Raw genomic sequence first — 18,721 nt, 5'->3', positions numbered from 1 at the left:
CGAATTTAACGCAGGGCGCGCGTAAGGTCGACTCTGGCAAGATTCGCCTGGGTTCACCTCAGATTCGATTTATCCTCTTTGTTTGTTTCATTTGCTTTTCACCAGACCAGCAGAGCGGTCCGCTTGGAATTAAAATCGGCGCGCCGCGGCATGCGATCAGATCATCGCACCTGAACGCCATGCATTTGCGGACACAACCCTACGGAATCTAAAAAATCGATGGTCAATTCCCCTCATCTTTTGGCAGCCGTAGATCTTGGATCGAACAGCTTCAGGCTGATCGTCGGACGCGTTGAAGAGACGCCTGCAGGCAGCCCGATCTATCAGGTCGACGCGCTGCGCGAACCGGTGCGCCTCGCGGCGGGCCTCTCGCGCGACAAATTCCTCGATCGCGCGTCGCAACTGCGCGGCTGGGACGCGCTCAAGCGTTTCGGCGAACGGCTGCGCGACTTCCATCCCGATCACGTGCGCGCGGTTGCAACCAACACGCTGCGCGTGGCGAAGAACGCCGAAGAATTTCTCGCCGAAGCGCAGAACGCGCTCGGATTTCCCATCGAAGTGATTGCCGGACGCGAGGAAGCGCGCCTGATCTATGCAGGCGCCGCACACTCCGTTCCCGCGAGTGCGGGCAAACGGCTCGTGGTGGACATCGGCGGCGGTTCGACGGAATTCATCATCGGGTCGCATTACACGCCTATCCATATGGAAAGCTTGTACATAGGCTGCGTGAGCCATAGCCGGCAATTCTTCGCCGCCGGCAATGTGGACGAATACTGCATGCGGCAGGCCGAACTCGCCGCCAAGCGTGAAATCGAGATTATCTCCAGCGAGTACAAGCAAACCGGCTGGGACCAGGCGATCGGATCATCGGGCACGGCGCGCGCGCTGGCTGAACTGATCGAAGCCAATGGCTTCAACGATCCCGGCATCACGCACGGCATTTCGCGCGGCGGTCTGGAGCGGCTGAAAAAAGCGTTGATCAAGGCCGAGAACGTGAACCGGCTGAAGCTCATTGCGCTGAAGGCCGACCGGATTCCGGTGCTCGCCGGCGGCTTGTCGATCATGCTTGGCGTGTTTGAGGAACTGGGCATCGAATACGTCGATACCACCGACGGCGCGTTGCGTCTCGGCGTGCTCTACGACCTGCTCGGCCGCACGCAGCATCAGGACATGCGGACCGTTACCGTGGAAGGATTCAAACGGCGCTACGCGGTCGATGGCGCGCAATCGGGGCGCATTGCGCAGCTTGCTGTCGGTTTCTACGAGCAGCTCGAAGCAGGCGAGTCTTCCATCGACGCCGATCGCCGGATCGAGAACAAGATGTTCCTCGAATGGGCCGCGGCGCTGCACGAGATCGGCCTTTCCATCTCGCATAGCGCGTATCACAAGCATTCGGCGTACATCGCGAGTCATGCCGATATGCCGGGTTTCTCGCGTACCGATCAGGCGCGGCTGGCGGGTCTGGTGCTTGGACACGTTGGCAAGCTCGGCAAGCTTTCGCAGGCGCGCGATGTCGACTGGACGTTGCTGTTCTGTCTGCGGCTGGCGGCGCTGCTGTGCAGAAGACGCGCCGATGTCGGCTTGCCGGCCATCGAAGTCACGTCCGCCAATGGTGGTTTCGACGTGAAGCTGCCCAACGAGTGGGTCTCGCTGAATCCGCTGACCGACTATAGCCTCGTGCAGGAAGCGGCCGAGTGGGAGAAGATCGGCAAGCCTTATCGGGTGGTTTATACGGGTGTTTGATTGGCGCCCCAGGGAGCGGGCGGGGTCGGGGGGCGCCATCGATCCTGCGTCGCGTTCAGTCGGCCATGAAATGCCGCGCGTAGCGTTCGTTGATATCGGTCAGGCGCAGCAGGGTCAGGAAGTCGGCCGTGTTGAAGTCAGGATCCCAGGCCGGCGCGCCGCAGATTTTTGCGCCCAGTCGCAGATAACCCTTGACCAGTGGCGGCGGGGTTACTTGCGCGCCCGTTCGCAATTCCTGCACCGGCAGCGGCGTGTGAGCGAACGCGCGGTATTCCAGCGCCGTGAACGCGTCCTTGTCCATCCCGTCGAAGAGATCTGCGGCGTAGTGGCCGCCATCGGCCATCGATACACTCGCGCAGCCCAGCATGGTCTCGTAGCCGTTTTGCTTCATGTACGCGGCAAGACCGCCCCACAGCGACATGATGACCGCGCCGCTCCGGTAATCGGCATGCACGCACGAGCGGCCCACTTCGACCAGCTTCGGACGCAGATGGGCGAGGCGCGAGACATCGAATTCGCTCTCGGCATAGAGACGGCCGGCGCGCACGGCCTGATGCGGCGGCAATACCCGGTACGTGCCCACGACCTTCAACGTATCCAGGTCGCGGACCAGCAGGTGGTCGCAAAAGGCATCGAATGCATCGACGTCAAGGCCCGCTGGACCTTTTAACTGAGCGCCCATTTCGTCGGCGAATACGCGGTATCGCAGGCGCTGCGCTTCGCGAAGCTCGGTTTCCGAGTGTGCCCACGAGACCCGCAGCCTGTGCTGCGCCGTGACCGTCTCGGCGGCACGCGGCAGGCGCACGCGGGACTCTGTGGCGGTCGGTCCTGCTGCGCCGCCTAAAGCGTTCGATGGGTTCACGAAAGCGTGCGTCGTCGATTCCTGCATTGACAATCCCCAGATGGATTTGGCTGACGTATTACCGATAGCCGACAATGTAAGGATCGCGAATGACGCTCGCATGGCATCACAGTGACGATTCAATGAAGCGTCACTGCGAGCGCTGTGAGTCCTCCGTGGACCAGGCGGGTTTTACAGGTTCAAAGCAGCTCGGGACTCGTGACGGCGCGCAGTACGATTTGATCGTCGCCCGCGCGCGAACGGCCCTGGAACCACCAGATGCCGGCCTTCTTCATGGTCCAGTCGGCTTCGTGCCCTGTCATGAGCAAAGCCGCGGCGCGCCCAAGCGTCGGCTGGTGTCCGACCACCACGACCGTTTCCGCAGCGCCCTGGGGCCATTGTGCTGCGTCGAGCGCGGCTTGCGCGTCGGCGCCCGGCGCGATTTCCTTCACAACCTGATACCGGTCGCCGAAGGCTTCCATTGTCTGGATGGTGCGCGTGGCGGGACTGACAAGAAAGATTGCGTCGTCATCGATACGGCTTTTCAGCCATTTCGCCGCCGCTTGGGCCTGCTTGACGCCGCGGCCTGTTAGCTGCCGCGCGAGGTCGCTCGCGGCTTGGTCTTCGGCTTCGGCGTGGCGCCAGAGAATGAGGTTCATCGACTATCTCCTTTTAGGGTCTCGAGCGTTTTTGATTGCGCCGGTACCCAGTACACGCTATAGTCTCGCTCTTGTCGGAGCGTAGCGCAGCCTGGTAGCGCATCTGATTTGGGATCAGAGGGTCGAAGGTTCGAATCCTTTCGCTCCGACCACGTTACACATGAAGGGGTCACGAGTTCAACTCGCGACCCCTTTGTCATTTTTGTGCTTCTTTCTGCGCGTCGTTTTCCGCATGGTTGGTTTGCTGCCCACTGCGTTGCATTCAATTGCCATTCGGTGGCGATTCGGTGGCGATTCGGTCGCAATCCCCGATATCGTTTACTCTTCCTGCTTCGTCTTCAAATCCACGAAAACCATATCCGGGCCGTCCATGCCGCGCTTTGCCGTTCTGTTTGCCTGCTCCGTATTCCTTTCGGCATGTGCCGATCCAACGCCGCATCGCGTGATTCCGCAGGATCCGCCCGACTACAAGGGCGTCCCGACCGATACCACGCCGCCCGTCATGATCATCGCGCCCGCCACGTCCGGCCAGCCGGCGCGGCCGCAATGATCGCCAGCACGCCGCGCGCCTAATGGCTGTCCGCGCGCCGCGGCAGCGTATAATTTGCCCATGAACACGCCCGCCAACGCCGCCCGGTCTCACGACCATTCGTCCCCAGACGCGCTTCAAGCCGCGGTCACCATGGCCGACGACTATTGTCGCGAACGCGGTCAAAAGCTCACGCCCATCCGCCGCACGGTGCTGGAACTACTGCTGACGTCAGGGCGCGCGACCAAGGCTTACACGCTGCTCGACGAAATGCGCGCAATGCATCCCAATGCATCGCCGCCCACGGTTTATCGGGCGCTGGATTTTTTGCTCTCGGCGGGGCTTATTCATCGGATTGAGTCCATCAACGCGTTTACGGTTTGTCACGATCTGACGCATTGCCAGCATGGCGTGCTGGTGGTTTGCCAGCAATGCGGGCGCGTCACCGAGTTGCAGCAGCAAAAGCAGTTGCGCCAGAGCCTGCTGTCGCAGGTCGAGGCGAGCGGATACAGGCTGGCGGGCGACGATATCGAACTAAAGGGTATCTGTCCGGCGTGTCAGGCGGCTGAAGATCCGGGCGCGCACACGCACGACCACGATCACGCTTCGCATTGAGTGAGGGGACGTGGCGGAGGGCAAAAGGCCGTTGCGGCGTGAGTCGGAACGGCCTTTTGCATGGCGAGCCTGATCGATCAGAACGTCGTCCTCTGATAAAAGCCGGGAAAGTGCTGGGCCGCCAGGAAGAAAGGCGAAACGCCGATGCGGGCACATCGGCGCTTCTGACCCGCGGGACCTGTTCGCGCAGAGAGGCGCGGGCTGAAGACATCTTAGGATGCAACAATCCCGAGGATTGTGATCACTTGTATCAACGCGTAACGCAATGTGGCTGTGGCCGACCATTGCAAAACGGGTTGTTCAGCTTATGCCGCGCCATGTAATTATTACGGTGTAAAATTGAGATAAGCGGGTGTCATGCGAAATTCTTGCTGCAACGGTATGATCGAATATCTCTTCAGTTGAAACAGATCATGATGGCGCTGTGGATCTTTCTTGCTCTTTGCCCGCTTGCGATGATTTCGCTGCTGGTATTCGCGTCGCACATCGATCCGTTGTCAGGACGATGGCGTGCAGCGCGGCTGCTCGGCTCGCTGCATGTTCCAGACATGCGCGAAGAAAGCAAGCGGCTTGGGGACGCCGTGAAAAATCACGCGGCAGCGAGCCGCGCGAGCATCATTGCTTGCAGCGAATCACCATCGACCGGTTCTTGACGTTCGCGCCAAAAATTCCCGCGACCGATCCGCCCGACGTCGCGCCGTTGTCCACATCCTTCGAAACAACGTCGTAGCCATACGACCCGCATATTTCTCCCGCCTTTTTGTAGCATTCGGCCCAGCTCGTGCTGGCGTCGCCGCCGCTGCAGTTGATGGCAAAGCCTGTGTCTCCGGTTGGCAAATACGTGCGTTTCGCTGAATTCGCGCAACCTGCCAGCGCGGCCGCAAGCGTCAGGACAGCAGCCGTCACGGCCAGTTTTCCAAGCGCCGAGGCGCTGACATTCTCTTTCATTGAATCTTCCTTGTAACTGATTGAACGTACCGGAGCTTGCGTTGCGCCGATGTATCTATCGGGATGGCAGATAGCGCGACGGATCGATCGAACTACCCTTGTAGCGCAATTCGAAGTGCAGCATCACGCGGTTTGTGTCGCTATCGCCCATTTCCGCGATGGGCTGGCCTTGCGTGACGCTCTGGCCTTCCTTCACGAGCAGCGCGCGGTTATGCGCGTAAGCGGTGAGGTAGTCGGCGTTGTGCTTCACGATCAGCAGATTGCCGTAACCGCGCAAGCCGTTTCCCGCATAAACCACCGAACCGGCCGCGGCCGCCACGATCTGCGCGCCGGGCGTTCCGCCGATATCGATACCCTTTGAACCCTTGCCGTCGAATCCGCGAATCACCGCCCCTTGTGCCGGCCAGATCAGCGAAATGCTGGTGGCGGGTTTGACCGCGCCGCCGGAGACAGCCGGCGCCGTGTCCGCGGAACTTGCGCCGCCGCCCATGCCGGAAGAAGGTGAAGATGACGACGAAGACGACGCGATAGCGGTCCCCGCCGGCGGCGCGACGCGCAGCACCTGATCGACTTCAATAGCGTTCGGATCGGTGAGATTGTTCCAGCGCGCGATATTCTGCACCGATGTCCGGTTCGCCCGGGCGATCTTCGACACGGTGTCGCCCCGTTCCACACGATAAAACCCCGGTCCGACAGGTGCGGAGCCACACGCGGCGAGCACTGCGACCAAGGTCGCGCAGGCCAGCCGTCGAATTATTTTTGTCAAACTCAGAACCTCGCAAAACGCCGCACAACCCGAAGAGCCACGGCGGACAAACAAAACGCATAACGTCGAAAGATATGATTTTAACGTCCTCGCGCTGCCGCACTCAGAAGCGCGTGTGCAATCCCGTGTCCGTTGCGTTTGTTGTGGTCAGGACGCTGGGGAAATGGTCAGCCTGAGCGCTGCCGTCTCAGTCTTTCCCGGCGCAAGCCAGCGCAGCCCGTGGCCGTTGTGTATGGCGTCCGGCAGACCGACCCACGGCTCCACGCAATAAAAATCCGACGCCGGCGCTTCGGTCCACGTCGTCACTGCATACCAGGGCACCGAGTCAGGACGTTGAAGGTCGAAATTCACCGCGCGTTTCAGTCCCGGCGTCACGAGCCGCACCGGTTGGTCGGACGGACCCGTAAAGCAGTGGAAACGGTCGAGAATGGCGGGGTCATCGATTCCGTAAAGCATCTTGCCGGCTTCCGGCTCGCTGATCGAGCCGTCATCGCGTTGCCGGCGCATTTCCGTGCGCGGCAGTTCGATGCTGCTGATGCCTCGCTGATCGTGCGGCAGCGCGAAGTAAAAATGGTGGCCGGAATAATAGGGCAGCGGCACTTCGCCAGGATTCGAGGTCGTCAATTCGACATCGAGCGTCACGCCATCGACCAGACGGTATGCCGCTTCGAAACGAAATGCGAATGGATAGCCCTGGCGGGTGAAGTCGTTGTCGACAAGCGTCATGCGGACGCCGTGCCCGTCTGCATCCTTCCTGTGCTCGAACGGCAGATTGCGCGCGAAACCGTGCATGGGGAGGTCATGCACAACGCCTTCCGGGTCGCGCCACTTGCCAATCTGGCCGTCCACGAAATGGCGGCCGAGAAACGGGAACAGCAAGGGATTGCCACCGCGAATCTTGACGAAGTTGGACCAGTCCGGTGCGGCAGGCCAGAAGATAACCGGCTCGCCGCCTACGCGCCACGTCATCAGGCGTGCGCCGGCGTGCGGGGCGAGTTCGAGGACGGCGTCGTCACGTTTGATTTCCAGGATATCGGGCGTCGTTGGCATAGGGGCGGTCTCCATGGATCGATTGTTCAGCAGAGCGGCGAGAATGAGTGGTTCGCGCTCAATTCTACGGGGAAACCCTTTTGGGGAAATTGCGACTGACACAGCCGGTTTCATTACCCCGATAATGAACACACGATGTAACGCGGATGAAACATTTTGTGGCCTTGACGATCCTATCGTTGAGATGATCCTACGAACGGCGAGGATGATATGGATCTGGCTATGATGTTTGGAGTATTTATTTTTGGCACGTTCGGCGCTGGAACCGCTTTGTTCTTCTACAAGCTAAGACCGTGACGTTGTCATGTCGGAATGCATAAAAAGGCTCGTCTTAATCGACGAGCCTTTTTTAATTTCTTTTTGAATTCATATATCTAACAATAAGCTTTCGTTTGCGCGATCTCGCACGCAAATGCTTGGCGCTGCTTTTGGCGACCGGCATAATCGGCGCGTTTTGCGTGCCGTATGCTGCACCGCCGCGGCTTTGCGATCTTGTCGCTAGCCTGTCGCCAACAACGAAAGAGGATCGACGCGTGACTTTGTGGTTTCTGATTTTCCTGAGCGTCCTGCAGGGCGTGACCGAACTGTTTCCGGTCAGCAGTCTTGGCCATACCCTTCTCGTGCCCGGCTTGATCGGCATGCATATCGACAAACATGCGCCTCAGTTGCTGCCATTTCTCGTCGCATTGCATCTTGGTACGGCGCTGGCGCTGCTGTGGTATTTCCGCAAGCGCTGGATTGCGTTGGTGATCGGTTTTATTGGATCGCTGCGCGGGCGCCAGAACGCCGATGGTCACATGATGTGGGCGCTGATCATCGGCACGATTCCTACGGGTATCGTGGGCCTGGTGCTCGAGAAGCGCCTCGAAGCGCTGTTCCATGACCTTCGGATCGTCGCGGTCGCGCTGATGGTCAACGGTGTGCTGCTGTGGCTGGGCGACCGCTTGACGCGGGCCCGCGCACAACGCGCGCCGGAAGATCTGACGTTCAAGCAGGCTTTTCTGGTTGGCCTGGCGCAGATTGGCGCGCTGATTCCGGGATTTTCGCGTAGCGGTTTGACGATCATCGCGGGTGTGGGTGCGGGCCTGAGTGCCGAAAAGGCGGCCGAGTTTTCGTTCCTGCTCGGCACGCCGATTATTTTCGCGGCGGGCGTACTCGAATTGCCCAAGCTCTTTCACGCGCCCGATCAACTCGCCGATGCCATCCTTGGCGGCGTTCTGACGGGAATTGCCGCGTATTTGAGCGTGCGTTTCCTGATGCGATATTTCGAAGGAAAGGGGCGGCTTGCGGCCTTCGGCGTGTATTGCCTGATCGCGGGAGCGTTCTGCCTTGGCTGGTTCATGTTGCATCCGCAACCGGTTTGAAGCCGACCTGATGCAGCCGGAATGACGCGGGGCCTGTAATGGGGCCCCGCGCGCGTTCAATGAGGTAAAATCGCGGATCGTCTGCAACGCGGCAGTAGCTCAGCTGGATAGAGCATCGGCCTTCTAAGCCGAGGGGCGGGGGTTCGAGTCCCTCCTGCCGTACCACGAACATTTCGACACTTCCTGCGGCGTCTCATGTTGGCCCTGCGCGTTACAGCGCAAGTTGCTGGCATAAAAACATAAGCGTAAGCAGCGCTGCGAACAGCAGCGCGCAGCCTATGGCGGTGAGGACGCGTGGCCAGAGGGCTGGCTCCATGGCATCGACATGTCGCGGCTCTTGCGTCCAGTCAGCCCATTCGGACCGCTCGGGTCGTCTTGCAAGGAGCCGATCCACCGCTATCAAACCCTTTGGCATGACAAACGCACACGCAACCACCGCGATGCACAGGCATCCATAAAGTGTGGGCGTGAGCGCGCTGGCGAAAACGGTGTCCATGACAGGGAGGAGCAAAAGTCGACAAGTCGTCGATGTTAGTTTTGCTCCTTTGCCGGCTCTATCGGACGTGTCCGAGATCGTCCTGCATAACTCTGAAATACACACGTGACGGCCATTTGGCCGCGCTTTTGCGCTTGCTGAGCACGTGTAGCCTCATGCTATCCTCGACGCCAGACGATTGGCCTCCGCCATCCAGTCCCTGCATGCCGAATGGCGATCCGCGCAGAAAATCAACCAATATCAACGAGGGAGAACATCTCATGTTCATGTCACAGTCAACTCGCGGGCTCAAACGCATCTCCGCCCAAATGGCGTTGTCACTGATCGCGAGTTGCGTTCTGCTGGGCGGTGGCGCAGCGCAGGCGGCGAACCTCGGGTTCCTGAACAACACACCCATCACGTATATGAAGCAGCGCGATCTTCAAATGCTCAACAAGGCAGCGCACACCGCACTCGATACCAAGCAGGACGGCGAGTCGTTTGACTGGAACAATGAAGGCGCCGGCAATCCGGTAGCAATCAACGGTACGATCACGCCGTCGGACACGGACAAGAAAAGCGACCGTACCTGTCGCAAGCTGACCATGGTCGCGCACGCCAAGGGTCAGACGCAGACCTGGGCTCCGACTGTTTGCAAGACCAATGGCGGCAGTTGGGCGCTTCTGAAACAGTGATCGTTCTTCATTCAAAGCTTCGTAGGCAGCCTGTCGGGTCTCGATCCGGCAGGTCATCGAATGGCTGAGCGGACGGTTTCGTGCGGCGTCGTGATACTCAACACGCAAGGCGATGTGTTGCTCTGCCACGCGACCGAAACGTCGCACTGGGACATTCCCAAAGGCCAGGGCGAGGAGGGCGAGGAGCCCGTTGAAGCTGCGTTGCGCGAGCTCGTGGAAGAGACGGGCATTGTGCTGCCTGCCGAGCGGCTAAAGGATCTTGGGCGCTTTGTGTATCGGCGGGACAAGGACCTGCATTTGTTTGCCGTGCGCGTCACTGAGGCCGAGGTGAGGCTGGAGGACTGCATTTGCGAGTCGTATTTCCCGCGTCGCCGGGACGGCACCATGATTCCAGAAATGGACGCGTACCGTTGGGTGTCGCAGACTGATGTCGATGAATATGCAAGCCGCAGCCTCGCGCGGCTTTTCCAGACTACCTTGTCGCTCGCGGAACTGCATCAGACGCTGGATTGAGCCGCCAATGCCGCCGCTCAATTATCCGATGGGCGGTCGTTCGGGTTCGCGAACAGCGCTCTCATTTCCTGCGAAAGCGGAAAGCGCAGGTTGATGTTGTCGGGCGGAATGGGTTGCATGAACCACGTGTTGTAGAGCTTTTCCGCTTCGCCTGAACGCTGCATGCCGGCAATCACGTCGTCGGCCAGTTGCTTGAAGACAGGGTCGCCCTTGCGCATGATGCATGCATACGCTTCATGCGCGAGCGGGTCTCCGGTGACCACGTAGTCGCGTTGCGCTGCGCCTTCTTGCGCGATCTTTCCGTAGAGCAGCGGATCATCCATGACGAAAGCGACAGCGCGGCCGGTCTTTATCGCATTGAAACCTTCGGCATGATCCCGGGCGCTGATGATTCGCAGATCGAGCTTCTGGTTTAGCGAGAGTTCGCGGATCAACTGTTCGTCGGACGTGCCGGCGGTTGTGGATACGGTCTTGCCGGCGAGGTCACTGTAGTTCCGAATGCCGGACTTGCGCTTCACCGCCATCCGGATGCCATAGTCGAAGAAGCTGTTTGAAAACGCGACGAGCTGTTCACGATCGCGAATATGAGCGGTCGAACCGCATTCAAGGTCGATCTGATGGTTGACCACGTAAGACAAACGGTTCGTGGAAGTCACCACTACCGTGCTCACGGCAAGATGCGGTTTTCCAAGGCGGCGCCGGACTTCATCGACTATCTTGAGCGCGATGCTTTGCGAATAGCCAATAGGCTGCTGCTTTGCATCCAGATAGGAGAACGGTACCGACGATTCGCGCACGCCAAGAACAATGCTGTTGTTCTCGGCGATTTTACGCAACGTGGGCGACGCCTCAGGTTGTTCCGCCGGACTCGCGCAAGCCATCTGCGCCGCCATCAGCAGCGCGAACCCAGTCACCCTGCACATTGCACGGACGGACAATCGTGGCAAGGTGCGATTCAATCCGTTCTCCGGCAATGTGTGAGCGTTCGTTGATAACCGCCGCACCGGCTTTAGGCCGGTTTGCCCCAGCTATCGCGCAAACTGACAATACGATTGAACACCGGAACACCCGGCTTCGAATCCACGCGGTCAGCCACAAAATAACCATGGCGTTCGAACTGGAATCGATCTTCCGCGTTGGCATTGCGCGCGGACGGCTCGAGATAGGCGCGAACGATGCGCTTTGAGTCCGGATTCAACGCGTCGAGGAATTCAGCGCCGCCGGCTCCCGGTTGCGGCTCCTTGAAGAGTCGATCGTAGAGCCGGACTTCGGCTTCATAGGCGTCTTTTGCGCTGACCCAGTGAATCGTGCCCTTGACCTTGTAGGCGTTCGCGCCTTCCGTACCCGATTTGCTGTCCGGGAAGTAATTGCAGTGCACGGCTGTGATGTTGCCGTTTTCGTCCTTGTCCGCGCCGGTGCATTCGACCACGAAGCCGTATTTGAGCCGCACCTTGTTGCCTGGGAACAAGCGGAAATAGCCTTTCTTGGGTTCTTCCTGAAAGTCCTCGCGTTCGATCCACAAGTCCCGCGAAAACGGAAACTCACGCACGCCACGGTCCGGATGATGCGGATGAACGGGCGCGCTGCACATTTCGCTCGTGCCTTCCGGGTAGTTGTCAATGATCAGCTTCAACGGGTCCAGCACGGCGATTGCGCGCGGCGCTTTTTCGTCGAGATCGTCGCGTAGCGCGCCTTCCAGCACGCTCATGTCGATCCATGAATCGACCTTCGTCACGGCCACGCGATCGCACATGAGGCGAATGCTTTCCGGCGTGAAACCGCGACGCCGAACGCCAACGATAGTCGGCATGCGCGGGTCGTCCCATCCATCCACGTGATTCTCGGCGACCAGTTGCAGCAGCTTGCGCTTGCTCGTGATGGCGTACGTCAGGTTCAGGCGCGAAAACTCGATTTGCTGCGGCAACGGGCGAGTGAATTTTCCGTCGTCGGCGAGTTGATTCAGGAACCAGTCGTACAACGGACGATGGTCTTCGAATTCGAGCGTGCACAGCGAATGCGTAATGTTTTCAAGCGCGTCCGACACGCAATGCGTGTAGTCGTACATGGGATAGATGCACCACGTGTCGCCGGTCCGATAGTGATGTGCGAAACGGATCCGGTAAATCACGGGATCGCGCATGTTGAAATTCGGCGACGCCATGTCGATTTTCGCGCGCAGCACGTGTTCGCCTTCCTGAAATTCGCCGGCTTTCATGCGGCGGAACAGGTCCAGGTTTTCTGCTGGCGAGCGGTCGCGGAACGGAGAATTCTTGCCGGGTTCCTGCGCCGAGCCGCGCGTCGCGCGCATTTCTTCGGCCGTTTGGCTATCTACGTACGCCTGGCCGCGCTCGATCAGCAGTTCGGCGAATTCGTAGAGTTTGTCGTAGTAGTCGCTTGCGAAGTACAGGAATTCCTGGCCGTCCTTGTGCCAGTCGAAGCCGAGCCACTTGACGGCGTCGATGATGGATTCGACGTATTCGACGCTTTCCTTTTCCGGGTTTGTGTCGTCGAAACGCAGGTGGCACACGCCGCCGTAGTCGCGCGCGATGCCGAAATTGACGCAAATACTCTTCGCATGGCCAATATGCAGATAACCGTTCGGCTCGGGCGGGAAGCGTGTTTCAACCCGCTGCGACCATTTGCCGTTGCGATTGTCTTCGTCGATGATATTGCGGATGAAGTTGGTTACCGCCGGGGCGTCGTTGCGATCGGTGTTCATGCGTAAAAGAAGAAGAGCGAGAAAAGCGGACGAGGGCGCTAGCGTGCGGATGCGTGCGGCTTGCGTTCGTAAGACTGATTTGATCCAACGATTCTACCTTAGCAACCGCGACGGGGCAGCGCGCGCCGGGATTTTGCCGCGCGATGTGCGGCGCGGTTGCGACACGCATTGCGGCGGCACGAACAAACGGCGTTTCAATACTGGATGTATCGGGCGTAACGGGAGGTAAATCGCGTTGTCGGCAATGATGAGACGATTTTAAGATAGCTTCGCGTCCTGAAACAATTAGATTGAAAGGTTTGGGGCGGGCGGCATTGACAATAAAAAGGAAACATCATCATGAAAAAGATTACGCGGGTATCGATTCGGGTTGCGGCGGTTGCGGTAATGATTTCGGCGATGTCGGGGTGTGCAATGAGCCGGACGCAGGCGCACGCGGGGATTGGGGCTGCAGCGGGCGGCGCGTTGGGCTATGTTTTGACGGGCGGCCCGTTGGGAACGGTAGCTGGCGCGGCGGCGGGCGGGTTGGTCGGCGCCGGAGTGAGGTAAAAAGGCGGCGCTCTTTCGGCTTTCTGCTTCTGCGTCTTGATTAGCTGCCACAAACACGGGTGGCGAAGCGTGTGGGTATCTGTGGACGGAGGGGAAGGGTTTCAGCTGTCCCGGGTTATGCGCTGAGCGTTCTTTTGAAGTCCCAAGCAGATATCACTGCACGCTTGGTGCACTTAAGAATTAGCGGTTGAAAGGCGTTTTCTTTGCTTCGTTTCTTTTTCGCCGTTTGGAAAAAGAAATGAAGTCCCGCCACGGACAGTGGCTAACAGTGCTAAGAATATCAACGCACAAGGAATGCGCAAAGACTCAAAAAAGCGGCACCCGGCATCACCACCCCGTCGCAACCCCTCCCAGCGCCAGCGTTTCCCCCGCCCCATTCCCGTATAATCGACAATCCAGAATCAGGCCCCTGGCCCCGCGCGCATTGGCAGAGTTCAAAGCCCATCCCCGCGCCGAGCCGTAAAAAACAGCAGACCCGCAAGCCATGAAAGCCGCCGACATCCGCGAGAAATTCCTCAAGTTTTTTGAATCGAAGGGCCACACGATTGTCCGCTCGTCGAGCCTCGTGCCGGGCAACGATCCTACGTTGCTGTTCACGAACTCCGGCATGGTTCAATTCAAGGACGTGTTCCTGGGCACTGAAACCCGCCCATACTCGCGCGCAACCACCTCCCAGCGCAGCGTACGCGCAGGCGGCAAGCACAACGACCTCGAAAACGTCGGCTATACGGCCCGCCACCACACGTTTTTCGAAATGCTTGGCAACTTCTCGTTCGGCGATTATTTCAAACGCGACGCGATCCACTATTGCTGGGAATTGCTGACCAAGGTCTACGGCCTCCCGCCGGAAAAGCTGACCGTCACGGTCTACCAGGAAGACGACGAAGCCTTCGCCATCTGGGAAAATGAAATCGGCGTGCCGAAAGAGCGGATCATCCGCATTGGCGACAACAAGGGCGCGCGCTACGCGTCGGATAACTTCTGGACCATGGGCGACACCGGCCCGTGCGGCCCGTGCTCGGAAGTGTTCTACGACCACGGCCCGGAAGTATGGGGCGGGCCGCCGGGATCGCCCGAAGAGGACGGAGACCGCTTTATCGAGATATGGAATCTCGTGTTCATGCAGTTCAATCGCGACACTCAGGGCAACATGACGAAGCTGCCCAAGCAGAGTGTGGATACCGGCATGGGTCTCGAACGTCTCGCGGCTGTCCTCCAGCATGTGCACAGCAATTATGAAATCGACCTGTTCCAGGCGCTGATCAAGGCTGCAGCCCGCGAAACCAGCACGCCGGATCTTACGAACAATTCGCTCAAGGTCATCGCCGACCATATCCGCGCGTGCTCGTTCCTGATTGTCGATGGCGTCATTCCCGGCAACGAAGGCCGTGGTTATGTGCTGCGCCGGATCGTGCGCCGCGCGATCCGTCACGGTTACAAGCTCGGCCGCAAGAGCGCGTTTTTCCACAAGCTCGTGGCCGATCTGGTCGAGGAAATGGGAGCGGCCTACCCAGAGTTGAAAGACGCCCAAACGCGCGTCACGGAAGTGCTGAAACAGGAAGAAGAGCGCTTCTTCGAGACCATCGAGCATGGCATGTCGATGCTCGAAACAGCGTTGGCCGAACTCGATGCCAAAGGCTCCAAGCAACTCGACGGCGAACTCGCATTCAAGCTGCACGACACGTTCGGTTTCCCGCTGGATCTGACGGCGGACGTGTGCCGCGAGCGCGGTATCACCGTGGACGAAGCCGCCTTCGACGAAGCCATGGCGCGTCAGCGCGAACAGGCGCGCTCGGCTGGCAAGTTCAAGTCGGCGCAAGGTCTGGAATACGCGGGTGAGAAAACCACATTCCACGGCTACGAAAACGAGATTTTCGATGACGCCAGGATCGTTGCAATCTATGTGGACGGGGCATCGGTGAAAGAAGCGCAGGCCGGGCAGCAAGCCGTGGTCGTGCTCGATCACACGCCGTTCTACGCGGAGTCGGGCGGTCAGGCAGGCGATCAGGGTGTGCTCGCGAACGCCGCCGTGCGTTTTGCCGTTGCCGATACGCTCAAGGTGCAATCGGACGTCGTCGGTCATCACGGCACGGTCGAGCAGGGCACGCTGAAAGCGGGCGACGTGGTGAAGGCCGAGATCGATACGGTCCGGCGTCTTCGCACGGCGCGCAATCACTCGGCGACGCACCTGATGCACAAGGCGCTGCGCGAGGTGCTCGGCAGCCACGTGCAGCAAAAGGGTTCGCTGGTCGATCCCGACAAGACCCGCTTCGACTTCGCGCACAACGCGCCCATGACGGACGAGCAGATTCGCCGCGTGGAAGAAATCGTGAATGCCGAAGTGCTGGCGAATGCGCCGGGCATCGTGCGCGTGATGCCCTACGACGAAGCCGTGAAGGGCGGCGCAATGGCGCTCTTCGGCGAGAAATACGGCGACGAAGTGCGCGTGCTCGACCTTGGCTTCTCGCGCGAATTGTGCGGCGGTACGCACGTGAATCGCACGGGCGATATCGGCCTGTTCAAGATCGTGATGGAAGGCGGCGTGGCGGCGGGAATTCGTCGCGTGGAAGCCATTACCGGCGACAACGCCGTGCGTTTTGTGCAGGAACTCGACGCGCGCATCAACGCGGCATCGGCGGCATTGAAGGCGCAGCCGTCGGAACTGACCCAGCGCATCACGCAGGTTCAGGAACACGTGAAGTCGCTGGAAAAGGAACTTGGCGCGCTGAAGTCGAAGCTGGCGTCGAGCCAGGGCGACGAACTCGTGTCGCAAGCGGTCGAGATCGGCGGCGTGCATGTGCTGGCTGCGCAATTGCCGGGCGCGGATGGCAAGACGCTGCGCGAAACCGTCGATAAATTGAAGGACAAGCTGAAGAATGCGGCGATCGTGCTCGCTGCCGTCGATGGCAACAAGGTCAGCCTGATTGCGGGCGTGACGGCGGAGGCATCGAAGAAGGTGAAGGCGGGCGAACTCGTGAATTTTGTCGCGCAGCAGGTCGGCGGCAAGGGCGGTGGGCGGCCGGATATGGCGCAGGCCGGCGGCACCGAGCCGCAGAATCTTGCGGCGGCGCTCGCCGGCGTCAACGAGTGGGTCAAGGCGAAGCTCTAAGCAATCGTCAACGATGTCAGCAAGCCCGCCGTGTGTGCAGCACGGCGGGCTTTTTCATCTCAATCGTCCGTTGCAAGCAGATCGACAGGTACGCACCTTGCGGATTCCTGGGTCAGCGCGGACACGAAGTCCAGCGCATCGACTATAAAAGGATCACATTCATGAATCGGAAATTTGTCACGCTCGCACTTGCATCCTCGATGCTGTTCGCAACCGGCGCGGTGTATGCCAAGGGATGTCTGGAAGGCGCGGCAGTCGGCGGCGTGGCGGGTCACGTAGCAGGCAAGCACGGCGCGGTGGGCGCGGCTGGCGGTTGCGCGATCGGCCATCACGAGGCGAACAAGAAGGACAAGCAGGCGCAGCAGGCCGCGGCGGCAAGCCAACCGGCCGAAAAGTAAGTCGGAACAGTCCGCATAGGTCTTAGGCCCGGGCAATGAAACTCGCGGCAGCGTCTTAATGGCGTTCCCGCGAATTCGGACGCGAACCGCTAAAATGATGGCCACCTCCACATCGCCCTGCCTCCCGACCGCATGCAACATTTCGCCTCCGACAATTACGCCGGCATTTGCCCGGAAGCACTGGCAGCGCTTATAGAAGCCAATAACAGCGGCCACGAGCCGGCTTATGGCGACGATTCCTGGACTCAAGGCGTGTGCGATCGCATCCGCGACCTGTTCCAGACCGATTGCGAAGTGTTCTTCGTCTTCAACGGCACGGCCGCCAATTCGCTGGCGCTGGCCTCTCTCTGCCAGTCGTATCACTCGCTGATTTGCCACGAACTGGCGCACATAGAAACCGACGAATGCGGCGGCCCCGAATTTTTCTCGGGCGGCTCGAAGCTGCTGACGGCGCCGGGTATAGATGGAAAGCTGACGCCCGATGCCATCGAAACAATCGTGACGCGGCGCGCGGATATCCATTATCCGAAGCCCAAGGTCGTCACGCTCACGCAATCCACCGAAGTGGGCACCGTTTATAGCGTCGAGGAAATTCGCGCGATTGCAGCCATTGCCAAGCGCCGGCACTTGAAAGTGCACATGGATGGCGCGCGGTTTGCGAACGCGGTGGCGTCGCTCAACGTGCATCCGTCCGAAATCACGTGGCGCGCGGGCGTGGACGTGCTGTGTTTTGGCGGCACGAAAAACGGCTTGCCGGTCGGCGAGGCGGTGATTTTCTTCGACAAGACACTGGCCGTCGATTTCGCTTACAGGCTCAAGCAGGCGGGGCAACTGGCGTCGAAGATGCGCTTTATTTCCGCACCCTGGCTGGGACTTCTGAACAACGATGTCTGGCTGCGCAACGCGAAACATGCCAACGCGATGGCCCAGTTGATGGCCGAACGGCTTGCCGGCATAGATGGCGTGAAGGTGATGTTCAAGCCGCAAGCCAACGCCGTTTTCGCGGAACTGCCGCCGCACGTGGCGCAGGCGCTGCGCGCGAAGGGCTGGAAGTTCTATCAGTTCATCGGCTCGGGCGGCTGCCGGCTGATGTGCGCATGGGACACGCTGGCCGAGACGGTGGAACAATTCACGGACGAAATCCGCGCGCTGTGCGCCGCCCGCTGACCTCTCGAACTCACGGAATTCCAACATGATCGAATACCAATTCTGTCCGCGCGACGCGAATAAGCTGGTCGAACGTGCCGATGTCGCGCATGAGGGCGGTCGTGTGCGGCTTGCGTGTCCGGACCCGGAATGCGGTTTCGTTCACTGGAATAACCCATTACCGGTCGTTGCGGCGATCGTGGAATACGAGGGCAAGATCCTGCTCGCGCGCAACGCGGCGTGGGTCGAGGGCATGTTCGCGCTGATCACGGGCTTTCTCGAAAACGGCGAGACGCCGGAAGAGGGCATCGCGCGGGAAGTGCTCGAAGAAACCTCGCTGGTCGCGGAATCGGTGGAACTGGTTGGCGTATATGAGTTCATCCGCAAGAACGAGCTGATCATTGCTTATCACGTGAAGGCGAACGGGACGATCTCGCTTTCGCCGGAATTGCTCGAATACCGGCTGGTCGAGCCGGCGAACCTGAGGCCGTGGCGCGCGGGAACCGGCCACGCGGTGGCGCAATGGATGCGCCGGCGCGGGCTGGCGGTGGAATATGTGGACCGGCCGGGGCAGTAAGTGCGGCCGGTGAGCCTGAAAACGT

Annotated in this window: 18 protein-coding genes and 2 tRNA genes; 13 read left to right on the top strand and 7 right to left on the bottom strand. The window is 59.8% G+C overall.

Annotation, left to right across the window (positions count from 1 at the left end; translation table 11 throughout):
• Positions 1–219 precede the first annotated feature (219 nt).
• Complete coding sequence (ppx, locus tag AWB64_RS13680) at positions 220–1,743, top strand: exopolyphosphatase (RefSeq protein WP_060819741.1); 1,524 nt, start codon at positions 220–222, stop codon at positions 1,741–1,743.
• Between the two features lie 55 nt (positions 1,744–1,798).
• Here ppx and AWB64_RS13675 read toward each other — a convergent pair whose 3' ends face one another.
• Together AWB64_RS13675 and sixA are read right to left on the bottom strand one after the other, a co-directional pair.
• Positions 1,799–2,632 carry a GNAT family N-acetyltransferase gene (locus AWB64_RS13675; protein ID WP_082850485.1) on the bottom strand — a complete coding sequence of 278 codons (834 nt, stop codon included), beginning with the start codon at positions 2,630–2,632 and terminating at the stop codon, positions 1,799–1,801.
• Between the two features lie 152 nt (positions 2,633–2,784).
• Positions 2,785–3,243, bottom strand: a complete 459-nt coding sequence (gene sixA, locus AWB64_RS13670; RefSeq protein ID WP_060819739.1) for a phosphohistidine phosphatase SixA — start codon at positions 3,241–3,243, stop codon at positions 2,785–2,787.
• A 75-nt stretch (positions 3,244–3,318) separates the two neighbouring features.
• Here sixA and AWB64_RS13665 point away from each other — a divergent pair.
• The 3 genes from AWB64_RS13665 to AWB64_RS13655 all read left to right on the top strand — a co-directional run bounded on the left by AWB64_RS13665 (position 3,319) and on the right by AWB64_RS13655 (position 4,387).
• Positions 3,319–3,395: transfer RNA gene (locus AWB64_RS13665), tRNA-Pro, on the top strand.
• 218 nt (positions 3,396–3,613) lie between these two features.
• Positions 3,614–3,793, top strand: a complete 180-nt coding sequence (locus tag AWB64_RS13660; protein ID WP_060856143.1) for a hypothetical protein — start codon at positions 3,614–3,616, stop codon at positions 3,791–3,793.
• 60 nt (positions 3,794–3,853) lie between these two features.
• Positions 3,854–4,387, top strand: a complete 534-nt coding sequence (locus AWB64_RS13655) for a Fur family transcriptional regulator (protein WP_060819738.1) — start codon at positions 3,854–3,856, stop codon at positions 4,385–4,387.
• Between the two features lie 615 nt (positions 4,388–5,002).
• On the opposite strand, the gene AWB64_RS13645 is transcribed toward AWB64_RS13655, so the two are convergent.
• The 3 genes from AWB64_RS13645 to AWB64_RS13635 form a co-directional block, all read right to left on the bottom strand.
• The gene (locus AWB64_RS13645) at positions 5,003–5,335 is read right to left on the bottom strand and encodes a hypothetical protein (protein WP_060819734.1); all 333 of its coding nucleotides are present in this window, start codon (positions 5,333–5,335) and stop codon (positions 5,003–5,005) included.
• Positions 5,336–5,390: 55 nt separating this feature from the next.
• Complete coding sequence (locus AWB64_RS13640; protein ID WP_060819732.1) at positions 5,391–6,101, bottom strand: peptidoglycan DD-metalloendopeptidase family protein; 711 nt, start codon at positions 6,099–6,101, stop codon at positions 5,391–5,393.
• Between the two features lie 147 nt (positions 6,102–6,248).
• Complete coding sequence (locus AWB64_RS13635) at positions 6,249–7,151, bottom strand: aldose epimerase family protein (protein WP_060819730.1); 903 nt, start codon at positions 7,149–7,151, stop codon at positions 6,249–6,251.
• Positions 7,152–7,684: 533 nt separating this feature from the next.
• On the opposite strand from AWB64_RS13635, the gene AWB64_RS13630 reads away from it, so the two are divergent.
• From AWB64_RS13630 to AWB64_RS13610, 4 genes are all read left to right on the top strand, one after another.
• Positions 7,685–8,515, top strand: coding sequence for an undecaprenyl-diphosphate phosphatase (locus AWB64_RS13630; protein ID WP_060856142.1), 831 nt, complete (start codon positions 7,685–7,687; stop codon positions 8,513–8,515).
• Positions 8,516–8,603: 88 nt separating this feature from the next.
• A tRNA-Arg gene (locus tag AWB64_RS13625) sits at positions 8,604–8,680 on the top strand.
• A 591-nt stretch (positions 8,681–9,271) separates the two neighbouring features.
• Positions 9,272–9,685, top strand: coding sequence for an RT0821/Lpp0805 family surface protein (locus tag AWB64_RS13615; protein ID WP_374728622.1), 414 nt, complete (start codon positions 9,272–9,274; stop codon positions 9,683–9,685).
• A 60-nt stretch (positions 9,686–9,745) separates the two neighbouring features.
• Complete coding sequence (locus tag AWB64_RS13610) at positions 9,746–10,198, top strand: NUDIX domain-containing protein (RefSeq protein ID WP_060819727.1); 453 nt, start codon at positions 9,746–9,748, stop codon at positions 10,196–10,198.
• A 17-nt stretch (positions 10,199–10,215) separates the two neighbouring features.
• Here AWB64_RS13610 and AWB64_RS13605 read toward each other — a convergent pair whose 3' ends face one another.
• Positions 10,216–11,091 (bottom strand): transporter substrate-binding domain-containing protein, encoded by an 876-nt coding sequence (locus AWB64_RS13605; RefSeq protein WP_374728626.1) that lies wholly within the window; start codon positions 11,089–11,091, stop codon positions 10,216–10,218.
• A 116-nt stretch (positions 11,092–11,207) separates the two neighbouring features.
• Positions 11,208–12,917, bottom strand: coding sequence for a glutamine--tRNA ligase/YqeY domain fusion protein (locus AWB64_RS13600; protein WP_060819725.1), 1,710 nt, complete (start codon positions 12,915–12,917; stop codon positions 11,208–11,210).
• A gap of 339 nt (positions 12,918–13,256) precedes the next feature.
• On the opposite strand from AWB64_RS13600, the gene AWB64_RS13595 reads away from it, so the two are divergent.
• The 5 genes from AWB64_RS13595 (at position 13,257) to AWB64_RS13575 (ending at position 18,696) form a co-directional block, all read left to right on the top strand.
• Positions 13,257–13,466, top strand: a complete 210-nt coding sequence (locus AWB64_RS13595) for a hypothetical protein (RefSeq protein WP_060819724.1) — start codon at positions 13,257–13,259, stop codon at positions 13,464–13,466.
• Between the two features lie 484 nt (positions 13,467–13,950).
• Positions 13,951–16,575: an alanine--tRNA ligase gene (gene alaS, locus AWB64_RS13590; RefSeq protein ID WP_060819722.1), complete on the top strand. Its 2,625-nt coding sequence runs from the start codon at positions 13,951–13,953 to the stop codon at positions 16,573–16,575.
• Between the two features lie 200 nt (positions 16,576–16,775).
• A complete protein-coding gene (locus AWB64_RS13585) occupies positions 16,776–16,973 on the top strand; it encodes a hypothetical protein (RefSeq protein WP_374728625.1) in 198 nt (65 codons plus the stop codon).
• A gap of 132 nt (positions 16,974–17,105) precedes the next feature.
• A complete protein-coding gene (locus AWB64_RS13580; RefSeq protein WP_060819720.1) occupies positions 17,106–18,140 on the top strand; it encodes a threonine aldolase family protein in 1,035 nt (344 codons plus the stop codon).
• Positions 18,141–18,165: 25 nt separating this feature from the next.
• Entirely contained in the window at positions 18,166–18,696 is a 531-nt protein-coding gene (locus AWB64_RS13575) for an NUDIX domain-containing protein (RefSeq protein ID WP_060819719.1), read from the top strand.
• The last annotated feature ends 25 nt before the right edge of the window (positions 18,697–18,721 follow it).

Source organism: Caballeronia sordidicola (genome assembly GCF_001544455.2).
Classification (GTDB): domain Bacteria; phylum Pseudomonadota; class Gammaproteobacteria; order Burkholderiales; family Burkholderiaceae; genus Caballeronia; species Caballeronia sordidicola.
Note: the sequence above shows the minus strand (reverse complement) of the source record. Positions and strands in the feature narration are given on the sequence as shown.